At 62.1% G+C, this 13,179-nt stretch carries 11 protein-coding genes; 3 read left to right on the forward strand and 8 right to left on the reverse strand.

The window, feature by feature from the left end; all coding sequences use genetic code 11:
• Positions 1 to 283 precede the first annotated feature (283 nt).
• Entirely contained in the window at positions 284 to 1,075 is a 792-nt protein-coding gene (locus tag DLM46_RS33745; protein ID WP_115108282.1) for an autoinducer binding domain-containing protein, read from the reverse strand.
• Positions 1,076 to 1,378: 303 nt separating this feature from the next.
• Between DLM46_RS33745 and DLM46_RS33750 the strand changes: the two genes are divergently transcribed.
• On the forward strand, positions 1,379 to 2,242 hold the full coding sequence (locus tag DLM46_RS33750) for a helix-turn-helix transcriptional regulator (protein WP_244306469.1): 864 nt from the start codon (positions 1,379 to 1,381) through the stop codon (positions 2,240 to 2,242).
• A 93-nt stretch (positions 2,243 to 2,335) separates the two neighbouring features.
• Here the strand turns inward: DLM46_RS33750 and DLM46_RS33755 are convergent, their stop codons facing one another.
• From DLM46_RS33755 to DLM46_RS33775, 5 genes are all read right to left on the reverse strand, one after another.
• A complete protein-coding gene (locus tag DLM46_RS33755) occupies positions 2,336 to 4,105 on the reverse strand; it encodes an ABC transporter ATP-binding protein/permease (protein WP_115108287.1) in 1,770 nt (589 codons plus the stop codon).
• A gap of 230 nt (positions 4,106 to 4,335) precedes the next feature.
• Complete coding sequence (locus DLM46_RS33760; protein ID WP_115108290.1) at positions 4,336 to 5,676, reverse strand: ArsB/NhaD family transporter; 1,341 nt, start codon at positions 5,674 to 5,676, stop codon at positions 4,336 to 4,338.
• Between the two features lie 17 nt (positions 5,677 to 5,693).
• Positions 5,694 to 6,884 (reverse strand): amino acid ABC transporter substrate-binding protein, encoded by a 1,191-nt coding sequence (locus DLM46_RS33765; RefSeq protein ID WP_341868618.1) that lies wholly within the window; start codon positions 6,882 to 6,884, stop codon positions 5,694 to 5,696.
• 156 nt (positions 6,885 to 7,040) lie between these two features.
• Positions 7,041 to 8,105, reverse strand: a complete 1,065-nt coding sequence (locus DLM46_RS33770) for a Gfo/Idh/MocA family protein (protein WP_115108294.1) — start codon at positions 8,103 to 8,105, stop codon at positions 7,041 to 7,043.
• A gap of 183 nt (positions 8,106 to 8,288) precedes the next feature.
• On the reverse strand, positions 8,289 to 9,122 hold the full coding sequence (locus DLM46_RS33775) for a sugar phosphate isomerase/epimerase family protein (protein ID WP_115108297.1): 834 nt from the start codon (positions 9,120 to 9,122) through the stop codon (positions 8,289 to 8,291).
• A gap of 198 nt (positions 9,123 to 9,320) precedes the next feature.
• Here DLM46_RS33775 and DLM46_RS33780 point away from each other — a divergent pair, with 198 nt between their 5' ends.
• Positions 9,321 to 10,169 (forward strand): IclR family transcriptional regulator, encoded by an 849-nt coding sequence (locus DLM46_RS33780; RefSeq protein WP_115108299.1) that lies wholly within the window; start codon positions 9,321 to 9,323, stop codon positions 10,167 to 10,169.
• An 11-nt stretch (positions 10,170 to 10,180) separates the two neighbouring features.
• A complete protein-coding gene (locus DLM46_RS33785; protein ID WP_115108302.1) occupies positions 10,181 to 11,935 on the forward strand; it encodes an FAD-dependent oxidoreductase in 1,755 nt (584 codons plus the stop codon).
• Between the two features lie 131 nt (positions 11,936 to 12,066).
• Here the strand turns inward: DLM46_RS33785 and DLM46_RS33790 are convergent, their stop codons facing one another.
• Entirely contained in the window at positions 12,067 to 12,825 is a 759-nt protein-coding gene (locus DLM46_RS33790; RefSeq protein ID WP_165848118.1) for a response regulator transcription factor, read from the reverse strand.
• 156 nt (positions 12,826 to 12,981) lie between these two features.
• On the reverse strand, positions 12,982 to 13,179 hold a 198-nt coding region (locus DLM46_RS39940; protein ID WP_208866388.1), incomplete at its 5' end, for a hypothetical protein.

Genomic DNA, 13,179 nt, shown 5'->3' on the forward strand with positions numbered 1-13,179 from the left:
GACACAGCCCTTTGGTGCAGGTGCACTACGAAACGGGGCGTGAGCCTCAAGGTTCACGTGGCCTGGTATTTGCCCACTTGTTTTTCAATTGCTCTTTTTCTGGCCGGCCGATTTATCTACGTTATTTCGTAGCGGCCAATTAGCAATGCGTCGGCCACCGGCGCATTGCGTCATTTTTTGAATTCATCGGAAATAAATGACGTCAGCACGACGCATTTACAATTCGACCTGGAATAAATGACCGAATGCCCGTTTACAAAGTCAATGCCGACCGGCAAACCCACTATTCCTCCGGAGCCAAACGCGCCGCCATATAAGCTAATTGAGCGCGATTTTCGACATTGAAAGTATTTTGCAAGATTTTGATGTGGTAATTGACCTTATGCAGCGAGGTTTGCAGTGCAGTCGCGATCTCCTGATCCGACAGGCCTTTGACGAGCCGGTCGAGCACGGCCAACTGCTCGTCGACCAGCCTGATGTCGCGCGCGCTACGCGAACGCGCCTCGATGTAGGGCTGCGCGAACCGGTGCACGGTCAGGCTGACGGCAAGCGCCGCGCCCATCACGCGGTCGTCGATCCAGTCAGTGTCGTGCGCCTCCGACGTGAGACTCACCGCGACCCGCAAGTCCCTGCGCGGCGCCGACAAGCCGAAGATCACGCCGCTATTCATCCCGTGCGCGCGCAAGCTCGCTGAAAGCATGGCCACCTGGCGATCGGCTCCGCCCGCCATTTCCGCTTCGAACCGGTCCGCCCGCCATACGACCGGAAAGCCGCTTTGCCGCACCGCCATGAAACGCGGATCGACTTCGTAGAGGAGGGCTTCCATGTACGGTTGAATGAACGAAGCCGGTGTCAGTTCGCGCATCAGATACGCGCGCAATACGCGCCGGCCGATCATTTCGAAAGCCATGTAATTCAAGGTGCTGAAGCCCACCTGTCTGAGCCGGTCATGGCATCCGGCAAGGTCGGCTGCGCGGCTTGCGGCATCCGCCTTGGGGTCGTGCTGTTGAGAATAAGCAAGCAGGTCGGCCTGTGAAAACCATTCAAGCGCCGGGAATCCGTCATTCGGTGTCATTGGGGGTTGCCTCGATGTGTATTGCCTCGTACAAGGACCCCGTACTTGCGTTTTTCAGTGAGTGCCTATTCAGTTGATTTTCTTTCCTATTATTATTACTTAATATTACTCGTGCGAACGCAGTTCTGTACAATTCCTCGTTCGCGTTGTGGATAACTGCATTCTGTTGTTGTATTCGCGTCGCGCGGCATCGAAAGTCATGGCTTATTCGCCACTCGCTCTTTTCATGTTCGTCGCAAGCGGGATATCGATCAGAGGCCCTATATGTATAGCGTCGAAATACGCGAGGACGAGCCGGTCGCAATGCCTCGTTCCTGTTCGGCTCATCGTTCGCAGGAGATAGCGCCTGCTCGCGAGCGCCTGATCGAAGTCGTCTGGTGCAACGATCCCAGGCAGGCTGTCGTCGCGCAAAAGCACGCGCCGCGTCTTGGCGTGGCCGCGGCGCTCGCCAGCGCGCAAAGCGCGGCCGAGCGCAACCGGATGGTCACGAGCCTGCTCAACCTCACGGGCTTTTCCACCTTCGCCTACTTCGCCCTCGAAATCACACGCGAGCGTGTCGAACGGCTCTTCCTGCACGAAGCATTCGTGCCCGCAACCTATCGCGGCGACTATGTTCGCGAGCGTCATCACGAGATCGATCCGCGCACGCTCGGCACACGTCTGTGCAACGTGCCGATGGTATGGGATCTGCAAAATCTGCGCCGCCAACGCGACGCGTCGGAACGCGAGGCCGCGTCGCGTGCGGCGCTCGACGGTTTCCTGCAGACCATGCAGGAAGACGGCATGTGCAGCGGCATCATGTTCGCGATGGCGATTCCCGGCACCCGCCTGCACGCGTTCATGAGCTTCACCGCGCCCCGTCGCAACCGCGACTGGATCCTCTCGACGACCATCGAACAGGCGCTGTCGATCGGGCTCTCGGTGCACAAGTTCGCCTCGCCGCAACTGATTGCGGCGGCACGCGAGCACGCGACCGACTGGCTCACCTCGTTCGAGCGCGAACTGCTGACGGGCATCGCCGAAGGCGCCTCCGACAAGGAAATCGGCCGCCGCCTCGACACCAGCACCCACAACGTGGACTACCACTTGCGCAAGTTGCGCAAGCGGTTCGGCGTCGCGAATCGAATCGAACTCACCTACCTCACGTCGAAGCTGGAGTTGATCTAGGCGAGCCGCCGAATGACCCGGCGAACTCCGGCATGAGCTGGAAGCGAAAGAATTTGCGGCGCCGCTTCTGCTTCCGCTTCCGCGGTCAAACGGTCACGTCGACGGCGGCGGTCCATCTGCCACGATGTGCTCGCGCGCACGCGCGATATCGAGGGTCTCCTGGTGGAACTCCGCAAGCGACTTGCGGTGCGTGACACTGACAATCGCCCCGTTCGGCAGTCGTTCGGTCAACAGGCGATACAGATGCGCTTCGTTCTCAGTGTCGAGCGCACTCGTTGCTTCGTCGAGGAACACGTAGTCAGGCTTGTGCATCAGCACGCGCGCGGCCGCTAACCGCTGCTGCTCGCCAGGAGAAAGCACGCGCCACCAATGGTCGGATTCGTGCAATCGGCCGACGTAGCCTTCGAGCCGGCACAGACGCAGCGTCTCGTCACATTCCTCGTCGCTGAAGTCGGTAGCCGCCGAGGGGTAGGCGAGCGCAGCCTTCAAGGCGCCAACCGGCAGGTAGCTCTGCTGCGGGACGAACATCATGCGCGCGTTCACAGGGGCGTCGATCGCGCCGTTGCCGAACGGCCAGAGACCCGCCAGCGCACGCAACAGCGTGCTCTTGCCTGAGCCGGACGGCCCGCATACGAGCCAGCGCGAACCGGGCTTGACGGTGATGTCGCGCACGCTCGCGAGCGTCTCGCCGTTGGGCAGCGCAAGCGTGAGGTTGTGCGTGGCGAGTTGGCTCTCGTCGACATAGTGCAGGTTGATACCGCCATGCTCGGTGGCGGGCGACACGGACTCCTTCAAATGAGGTAGCTGCATGACGCGCCTGAACTCGCGTAGACGGTTGACCGTTGCGCGCCATTGGACGAGCGTGTCGTAATTGTTGATGAACCACGAAAGCGATTCGCTAACCGAACTGAATGCGTCCGCGATTTGCATCAGTGTGCCGAAACTGAACAGACCCGCGAAATAACGGGGCGATGCCACAGCGATCGGAAAGATTTCGGCAATCTGACCATAGAAATTGAGCACGAAGCTGTAGCGCCGCGTGTACTGCATCACGCGCCACCAGTTTTCTCGAATCCGGCCGAACAGCTCCTGCGCGGTCGATTCCTCGGCCCGCATACCGTCGTAGAACGCGATCTGCTCGGCGTTTTCGCGCACACGGATCAGGCCGAACCGGAAATCCGCTTCGACACGTTGCAACTGGTAGTTGATCGACACCAGCGGGTGACCCACCTTGTTTGTCAGGAGTGAGCCGCCAATCGCGTAGACGATGGCTGCCCAGAGCATGTAGCCAGGAATCTGGACAGGCGTGCCGCCAACCATGACGGCCAGCGCGCCCGCCGTGCTCCATAGGACGGTCGAAAACCAGACGAGTGTTTCGAGCGTCGAGAGCAGGTCGAGTGTGAGCGAAAGTGTGGTGGTGGCGAATAAATCGAGGTCGACGGCGATCCGCTGGTCGGGGTTGTCGGTGAGACGGTCGCGCTCGATGCGATAGAAGGTGGCGTCGCCCAGCCATTCCTGCAGGTAGCGCGTGGTCAGCCACTGGCGCCATCGGAAGCCAAGCATCTGGCGCAGATAGCGGTTATAGACGGAAAGCGCGACGAATGCGAACGCGAGCGCGCTGAAAAGAAGCATCAGCTGGGGGAACTCGCGCACATTCCTGCCTTCCAGCGCGTTGTAGAAATCGCGGTTCCACGTGTTCAACCTGGCGTTGATGCCGACCAGAATCAGGTCGATGGCGATGATCGTGATCAGCAGGCCCCACGCGGTTCTGCGTTCCTCGGAGACCCAGTACGGTCTGATCAGGCTCCAGGCTGAGACACTGTCGGGTCGCCCGGATGCAGGGCCGGAAGATCGGTTGCTCATGAGCGCCCCTTAACGCGCAGCGAATGCGGACCGAGTGCACGGGGTGATTGTCCGACTCGTGCATGTATGGCGCTCTTGTGACAGCGTATGCGAGCGCGCTTTCGAGCCTGGTCAGGTGCATCCGGCGGACATGGAGATGATTGTAAGGAGGCGTTCGCAAGTGCATTGAAGTCAACTTCGCGGCGTGGGGTGGATCAGGCGTTTGAGTGAGAAGAAGGCGCCGCGCGGTTTCACCGCATCAAGCGACTCAACGCGAACACGTAAATTGCCGATACGGCGAGTTGAGCGATGGTGACAGGCAGGCCGTAGCGCAAGAACCTGGCGAACGTGACCGGCTTGCCCTGTCGAGCGCAAATGCCGGCGGACACGATGTTCGCGGACGCGCCGATGAGCGTTGCGTTGCCGCCCAGCGTCGCGCCGAACATCATGCCGACGAACACCGGAATGGCGGCAGGCGGCCACTGCGTGAAGTGATCGGCAAGCGCCGTTTCAGGCACCACCTCCGCCGCCACAAGGTAGCCTTTGATCATCACGATCGACGCTGCCGCCACAGGCACGTTTGCCAACAGGCTCGACAGGAAGCCGATGCCGGCGATCATCGCCAGCGCGACGAGCGTGAGCCTCGCGCCGAGCAACTGATAGAGCCTCAGCGACATCACCTGAAGCAGCCCGGTCTTTGCGACCGCCTGCACGAGGCAGAAGATGCACGCGAGGAACACGAGCGTCTTCCAGTCGACGTCGCGCAGCACGTTGTCGACCGGCTCGACCTTGGCTGCGTAGGCGACCAGCAACGCCAGCGCACTGGCAATCAGTGCGACCGCCGGAGGGGCGAGGCCCGTGGGCAGGTCTTCGCCGAAGACGAACAGAATCACCATGGTGGCGAGCACGGCGAGCGAGAGGCCTGTGTAGATGGGCCGGTCGAGCCGTGCGGGCGGCGCACGAGGCGGCAAGGTTCGCCGCAGGCGCCACACATCCCCCATCAACAGCGGCAGCAGCGCAATGATGATGACCAACGAGATCAGTCCGCCCAGGCTCACGCGCTGCAGATAGGTTCCGAAGGTCATGCCGATCGAACTCCCGACGAGGAACGTCGCCGGGTCGCCCACCAGCGTCAGCAGACCGGCGGAGTTGCTCACGATGGCGGTCAGCACCATGGCCGGCACGAAGTCCGTTTCCAGGGCGACAGCGACGCGGATGATGATCGGCGCCAGCAGGATCACCGTAGTCGCGTTCGGCAAGAACGCGCACACGGGCGCCACGATCGCGATCAGCAACAACAGGAAGCGCCGGCCGCTCCCGCCGGTCGCCTGCAGGTATAGGTCGCCGATCAGCTCGAAAAGGCCCGTGGTCGCCAGGATGCGCGCGACAACCATGCCGCCGAACAACAGACCGATAGGTCCAGCCGAGCTTCGGGTTGCGCCGAGGAGGTCTGCTGCGCTCAGGATGCCGAGTGCGAGCAGAATGCACACGCCGATCAGGGCAGCAACGGCCATGTCGACCACATTGAAGGCGATCGCCAGGATGACGGCAGAGAATACGGCGACGACGATGTAGATTTGCAGTTCGCTCATGCCGATATTCCCCTGACCTATCGCATCGGCGGCGCGTACATCAATCCGCCCTGCGTCCAAAGCCGATTCAGCCCGCGTTCGAAACCAAGGGCGCTGCTGGGTCCGAGGTTGCGATCGAAGATCTCTCCGTAATTGCCGACGCTTTGCAGCGCGCGCAGCGTCCACCCGGCGTCGACGCCGATCGTGCTGCTGACGTCGTCGGCGGGGATTAGCGCGCGCTCGACGGCCGGCTCGTGCATGCGCGCCTGCAGGTTTTCCCGGGTCACGCCGATCTCTTCTGCGCTAACGAGCGTAAACAGCACCCAGCGCACGAGAATCAGCCAGCTCGCGTCATCGCTGCGCACGACCGGTCCAAGCGGCTCCTTGGAGATTCGTTCCGGCAGAATTGCGTAGGCTTGCTGGCCGGCCGGCGCTCGCAGGCTCGCCGCGGCAAGCTCCGAGGCATCGGCCGTGTATGCGCTGCAGCGTCGCGCGAAAAATGCGTCACCGGCTTCGGTGGCGGAATTCAGCACAAGGGGCTTGATGTTCAAGCGGTTCGCCGCCGAATAGGCGAGAAGATGATCTTCACTGTCGGTGCCCTTCTGCACGCATACCGTGGCGTTTCGCAGGCCGGCGACCTTCTGGGGGCCGCCCTTACTTGGGACCATGAATGCCTGACCGTCGTAGAAGAGAATTCCCGCGAACAGCACCTTAAGCGCCCCCTCGCGCAGCAGTGTCCAGGTCGTGTCGCGGGCAAGCAGGTCGATCGTGCCGGTCTTGAGCGCCGGGAACCGGGCCGCCGCGGTGAGCGGAACGAAAACGACGCGCCCGGCGTCACCTAGCGTTGCCGCGGCGACGGCTCGGCAGAAATCGACGTCGATGCCCGACCAGCGCCCGGAGCCGTCCTGGGCAGAAAATCCCGCAATGCCCTCGCTCACGCCGCAGCGCAGGGCGCTACGTGCCTTCACCCTGGCGAGCGTGTCGCCGTCCGCCGCGTGTACCGACGTTGCCGCGGCGCAAAACGTCAGCAGACCGGTCAGCAAGATTGCCCCGACGATGCCGCGCGCGTGCACCATGGTCCCCTCCCAAAGGCTTGCGTTCGATTGCGTGCGGCACCGAGCGTTGAACCTTCTTCGATATTGGCCAGCGTTTCGCTCTATCCTGGACGGGCGGAGATTCTCTCGCCGAGACGAGAATTCCAATATGGTCCCGGACGCGAGGCGTGGCAATTGGACTTTGGGCCCATGAGCGGCCAGGTGCCTGTGCGTCATCCGGCCTTTGGCGGACCGATGCCCGAACCGGGACCGCCGCCGGGAAATCCAGGACGAAGTCTCCCGGCAGGATGATGAATGCGTCGCTTGATGCCACTCCTGTGCGCCTGAAATTCAGACCGCTGCGCCGGTGCCGCCTGTTTTCACGATTGCCCCGGTACGGGTGGCTTCGGCGATCGCTTCGACAATGCGCAGGTTTTGCAGACCATCGTAGACCGCGACGAGCGGTTGTGCGGTTCCGGCGATCACGTCGCAGAAATGCGCCAGTTGCCGTTCGAGCGGGTCGGCGCGATCGATATCGGCCACGCTGGTTTCGAACGGCTTGAACCACGAGCGGTCTTCCTTGCGTGCGTATGTCTTGAGGCGCATGGTCGGCACCGACAGCGAGCCCATGTCGCCGGCGATGACATAGCAGTCTTCGTCGTCGTAGCTCGCATAGTTGGTGTTTTCCTGCGACGTCTGCTCCCAGCTGCGCGCCGACCCTGCGGTATCGGACAGCATGAACGTGCCGAGCGCGCCGTTCTCGAAACGCAGGTTGATGGCCACCGTGTCCTCGACCGGAAACCCACGCGTCGCATTCGACGACAGCGCCTGCACGGCGACGATCTCACCGCACAGCGAACGCAGATTGCCGATCTCGTGAATCATGTTGATCAGGACCGGGCCGCCGCCTGCTTCGCGTCGCCACGGTGCGACGTCGAAATAATCATCCGGCTTGTAGAACACGGCGCTGCCCATCACGGCGACGAGCTTGCCGAGCCGGCCTTGCTGAATGATCTCGCGCGCTTTCGCAAGGATCGGGCTGTGCGCGCGATGATGACCGACGAGCATCGGCACCCTGGCGCTGTCAACCGCGGCCCGCAGGCGCTCGCCTTCCTCCTGCGTGTGAGCAACCGGCTTTTCGATGAGCGCAGGCACGCCGGCGGCGACGCATTCCAGCGCCTGCTCGACATGCAACGGGTTCGGCGTGGCGAGTACCACGCCGTCAGGACGGTTATTTGCGAAGAGTTCGCCGAGCGAGCGGAACAGCGGCACGTTGGCGTTTGCAGCGACTTCGGCTGCGCCGGGCCCCGGATCGACGATGGCCGCCAACTGGCAGCGGGTGCTCGCCTGGATCAGTTCGATATGACGTCGGCCGATGGCGCCCGCGCCGGCTACAGCAAGCTGGATTTGTCTCATGATGTTCGCGTTTCTCTTGCGTTCGGTCCGTTAAGAGTAGGTGTGTCGCCTGAGGTATCGGAGGCCATCCTCATGTTCGATGTCAGGTCCGAGGACGCTCCATGCGCTGCGCATGGAGCAATTCACACTCGGATGACCGGAGTCCTCGCCGACGCCTCGCTGCGGTCCACGTCGAGCCGGCGCTCAGAGTGGCCCGTATGTCGTATCGAGTACCGCAAGGGTCGCCTCGCGAAGCTTCAGCGCACGCTCAGTGGCCTTGGCCGTCTTCGCCCAGCCGGCCATCGGCACTTCGATGCTGATCGGCAGATCGTCCGGCAGCGCGCGCAGGATTCCGGCGAGATCGAGGCCACCCTGACCTGGCATCAGCCGCTCGCAACGCGCCTGATAGAGCAGCGTGTCGAGGTCCTTCGGACGCTCGGCGGGCGCGTCGCAGAACTGCAGGTAGCGGAAGTATTCGCGCGGCAACGCACGCAGTTCGTCGGTCGAAGAACCCGCGCGATCGAAATGGAGCGGATCGATCAGCAGGCCAGCATTCGCCTTCCCCGCCGCATTCAGGATACGCGCGGCCTGCGTGATGTCCCTGGCGTCGGTCCATGGCATCGGTTCGATCGACGGGCTCAGGCCGAGGGGCGCGGCAAGGTCACATAGCTTCGCCAGGTTATCGGCGGTTCGAGCTTCATCGGGATCGTTGCCCGCGACGAGCACGTAGCGCGCACCAAGCACGGCTGCCGTTTCGAGCATCGCCTTATAGGCCGCCACGTCGGTATCGGGCTTGAGGCGCAGGATCTCGGCATCGAGCACGCGCAGGCCGGTATCCTTCAGGCACGCCAGCGTCTCGCGTCTCAATGGCGTATCACCGATGAAGTCGTAACGCACCTCCTGATCCGTGGCGGGCAGAAGCCGCAGGCCCACGAAATCGTAGCCGGCGTCAGCTGCGCACTGGACCATTTGCGGCGGTGTCAATTCGATCACCGTGAGTGCGGCGAGCGACAACGGGCGGCGATTCTTCTGTGACATGTCTTATGTCGTCTCCACAATTGACCTGCTTGGGAAAGGCGTCCTGCGGCTTATCGGATGCCGCTTGGGGTCGCGTGCTCGATCAGTGCCGGCATCGATATTGACACAACTCCGCGACACGTGGAATAGTATTCCACAATAATTGGAACAGTATTCCAGTCGGCGTTTACCCGTCGTCAACGCCCAAAGGAGGCACATATGGCAAGCACTTCGCAGGAACTCAGCTTTTCGGGCGTGCTGGATCGAGGTTTGGCAATCGTCGAATTGCTGGCGGGAAGCGCGGATGGCTTGCCGCTGAGCGCTATCTCCGACGAGTTGCGGATTCCTCGCAGTGCGACCCACCGGTTGCTGACGTCACTGTGCGGTCATGGCTACGTACGTCAGGAAGAGGAACGCGGGACGTACGTCCTGACATCGAAGCTTCAGGTGCTTGCCTTTCGCCATCTGTCGGCGAGCGGATTCGTCGATGCTGTCCAGCCAGTGATCAACCGGCTGGCGATGGACACGGGCGAACTCGTGCGGCTCGCGGTCGCGGACAACGGGCAATTAACGTGGGTGGCCCGCGCGCAGGGCGCCCGCTCCGGACTTCGTTACGACCCGGACATGGGCATGGAAGCCAAACTGTCCTGCTCGGCGACAGGCTATGCATGGCTCTCCTGCATGAGCGATGAAGAAGCACTCGCCCTTGTCGAAGCGCAAGGTTTGGGCATGCCCGATGAGTTCGGCCCCGCCGCGCCGCAGACGGGTGCGGAAGTTCTGGAACGCGTTGCATTGGCCCGTCAGCGGGGGTACGCGGTCGCGGTCCAAACCTTCACGGACTGGATGTCCGCGGTGGCCGCGCCCCTCGTGCACCCGGTCAGCGAGAAAGCGATTGGCGTGGTGAGCGTGGCGGGGCCGGTATCTCGCCTGACCGAAGCGCGCCTGCACGAATACGCACCGCTCCTTCTGGAAGCCGCAGAGGAAATCAGTCGACTCATTCCCGGGTCGCCATCGCTGATGAACCCGGCCATGGCGGCATTCAACGCCCGGCAAAGTCTGGTCTCGTAGCGACTGTGCGAATGGATAGCCCCACACAGATGACTTGCGATCTGCTCGTCGTCGGTTCCGGCGCCTCAGGGCTCGCCGCCGCCGTTACAGCGGCGTGGCACGGCCTCAAGGTGGTGGTGGTCGAGAAAGAAGCCGTGTTCGGCGGGGCGACCGCGTGGTCGGGCGGCTGGATGTGGGTGCCGGGCAATCCGCTCGCAAAACGCGCCGGCATCGACGAAGACCCGCAGCAGCCGCGCACCTACCTCAAGAACGAGTTGGGTCATCGCTATGATCCGGAGCGCGTCGACGCGTTTCTCGACAACTGCCCACACATGGTGGCGTTCTTCCACGAGCACACCGCGCTCAAGTTCGTCGACGGCAATCAGATTCCAGACATTCACGGCAACGTTGAAGGCGCTGCCACGCAGGGCCATCAGGTCATCGCCGCGCCTTATGATGGACGCGAACTCGGGCCGCTCATCGAGCGTCTGCGCAAGACGATGCGCGAGACCTCGTTCATGGGCATGCCGATCATGGCCGGCGCGGACCTGATGGCATTCCTCAGCATGACGCGCTCGCTCAAGTCGTTCATGCACGTGACGAAGCGCTTCTCGCGGCACCTGCTCGATCTGGCGCGATACGGCCGTGCGATGCAACTCGTCAATGGCGTGGCGCTGATTGGACGGCTCGCGAAGTCGGCTGAGGAGTTGGGCGTCACGCTGATGGAATCCGCACCGGCAAAGCGTTTGATTATCGAGAACGGTGTCGTGCACGGCGCAATAGTCGCGACAGCCACGGGTGAGATCGGGATTCGTGCGACGAAGGGCGTCGTGCTGGCCGCGGGCGGCTTCCCCAATGATCTAACGCGACGCAAGGCGCTATTTCCGCGCACCCCGACCGGTCGCGAGCACCTCGCATTGCCGCCTGAAAGCTGCTCGGGTGACGGCATCAGCCTTGGCGAATCGGCCGGTGGTGTGCTCGTGACGGACGTCGCATCGCCCGCGGCGTGGGCTCCCGTATCGAGAGTCAAGCATCCGGACGGAAGCATCGGCCACTTTCCGCACATCATCGACAGGGCGAAGCCCGGGGTGATCGGCGTGCTCGCCGACGGCAAGCGCTTCGTGAACGAAGCCGGCGGATACTACGACTACACCTCCGCGATGGTCACAGCCGTACCGGAAGGTCAGGAAGTCGCCTCATGGCTCATCTGCGATCATCGCTTCCTGCGTCAATATGGCCTCGGCTATGCGCGGCCCTTCCCTGTTCCGGTCGGATCGCTGGTCCGCAACGGTTATCTGCAGCGCGGCTCGACGATCGAAGAACTCGCGACACATTGCGGCATCGCCCCCGACGCGCTCGCCGCGACCGTCAAGGCCTACAACGAGTACGCCCGTCGCGGTGAAGATCCGCAATTCGGCCGCGGCTCGACGCCCTACAACCGCAAAGGCGGCGATCCGTTGCATACGGGACCGAACCCCTGCGTGGCGCCCATCGAGCATGGACCGTTCTACGCAGTGAAAGTCTTCCCGGGCAGCTTCGGAACCTTCGCCGGCCTGAAGACAAACGGCTCGGCCCAGGCGCTCGATCGGAACGGCAAGGCGATTCCCGGCCTCTATGCGGTGGGAACGGACATGGCCAGCGTCATGGGCGGCTTCTATCCGTCGGGCGGCATCAATCTCGGCCCGGCAATGACCTTCGGCTATGTGGCGGCCCGCCATGCCGCGGGCGCGATGAACTATGAAGACGGTTCGAGCGACGCACCGGCGGCTTCGCAAGATCTGCATTGAGCGGCTTCAACGCGGCGCGCCGAGACGACTGCCTCCACACCTCGAGCAGACAGCTTCCGCTAAGCCCTCGCAGGCGCAACGAACGAAAACTGCGCTGGTGGGCGGCTATTCCGGTCTTTGATGATCTCGCACTAACGAGCTTCCGCCTGCAAGACTCGAATCAATTTGGAGCGGCTACTGACGTCGAGCTTCTGAAACGAACGATCGATATGCGTGCGCACTGTGGTGTACGAGATACCGAGGCGGTGGGCAATTTCCTTGTCTAGCAGGCCCTCCACGATCAGCCCGACCACTTCGCTCTCCCGAGCGGTAAGCTTTTTCAACACACCTTGTGAAATCAGCGGCACATTCGGGCTGGCCGGTTTCGACAGCCCGGCGGCCGTCCGTGCTCGCGCCAGCGCCGCAGTAAATGCTGGTCGAATCAACTCGGCAAGCGCGAGATCGTTGTCCGAAAAGTTGTCGCGCTTTTTGCCACGCCAGATGCGCAAATCGCCGATATTGTCGTTGCCCGACCACGCGAAGACGTCCATACCCCAGTGCAAACCATCGCGGCGCAGAAAATCGTTGAACAGTTCAGTGCGCACGAGTTCAGTTTGCGGAATCACATCGCTTACGCGCACCGCTTGCCGGCAATTCTGCAGCAGCGGAGTCACAGTGTCCCGGTATTGATAGTACTGCTCGTATTCGGACAGATTGTCGTCAGACATGTTGAACGACACGCGGTTGACGAACTCTTTTTTCTCGTCGTCCCAGACGTACGAACCAAGATAATCGGCACGTAGCAGATCGAGCATGCGAACGCCCACTTCCTGCCGCATCAACTGTTCGGGAAGCGCATCGGCCAGCACGGCAAAAATCTCTGAAACCAGTTTGATTTCGCGGGTCGTCAAGTACATATCGGTCGATGAGACTTTAACGTTGCCAGTCGGGAAACGTGGCGACACGTTGCGCACGGAGTGAGCGTCAGGAACGTGTGCCTTCGGGGACAAACTGTGTAATTACGGCGAAGCGTACATGGACAATAGAACGGACTCAAGTCGGGCAACTCACTTGCCGTAAGAGTGTTGGCTGGCATTGGCCGGCAGGCCGGGAAATTGAAACGTTTGCGAGGCGGGAGAAGGCATCTCGTTATACACAAATCGACGCTTCCAGAAACGATGGTGGAATAGCAAAGCAGCCAGAAGGGGGTTGTTAACAATGCGGATTTCGCGTTTACTCTCGGATTTTCGGCATGAAGATCCGAG

The organism is Paraburkholderia lacunae, assembly GCF_003353175.1.
In the GTDB taxonomy this organism is placed as follows: Bacteria; Pseudomonadota; Gammaproteobacteria; order Burkholderiales; family Burkholderiaceae; genus Paraburkholderia; species Paraburkholderia lacunae.

Excerpts from the sequence above, each read along its gene's own strand:
- DLM46_RS33745 (WP_115108282.1), bottom strand. The coding sequence starts at position 1,075 with ATGACACCGAATGACGGATTCCCGGCGCTTGAATGGTTTTCACAGGCC.
- DLM46_RS33750 (WP_244306469.1), top strand. The coding sequence starts at position 1,379 with ATGCCTCGTTCCTGTTCGGCTCATCGTTCGCAGGAGATAGCGCCTGCT.
- DLM46_RS33755 (WP_115108287.1), bottom strand. The coding sequence starts at position 4,105 with ATGAGCAACCGATCTTCCGGCCCTGCATCCGGGCGACCCGACAGTGTC.
- DLM46_RS33760 (WP_115108290.1), bottom strand. The coding sequence starts at position 5,676 with ATGAGCGAACTGCAAATCTACATCGTCGTCGCCGTATTCTCTGCCGTC.
- DLM46_RS33770 (WP_115108294.1), bottom strand. The coding sequence starts at position 8,105 with ATGAGACAAATCCAGCTTGCTGTAGCCGGCGCGGGCGCCATCGGCCGA.
- DLM46_RS33775 (WP_115108297.1), bottom strand. The coding sequence starts at position 9,122 with ATGTCACAGAAGAATCGCCGCCCGTTGTCGCTCGCCGCACTCACGGTG.
- DLM46_RS33780 (WP_115108299.1), top strand. The coding sequence starts at position 9,321 with ATGGCAAGCACTTCGCAGGAACTCAGCTTTTCGGGCGTGCTGGATCGA.
- DLM46_RS33785 (WP_115108302.1), top strand. The coding sequence starts at position 10,181 with ATGGATAGCCCCACACAGATGACTTGCGATCTGCTCGTCGTCGGTTCC.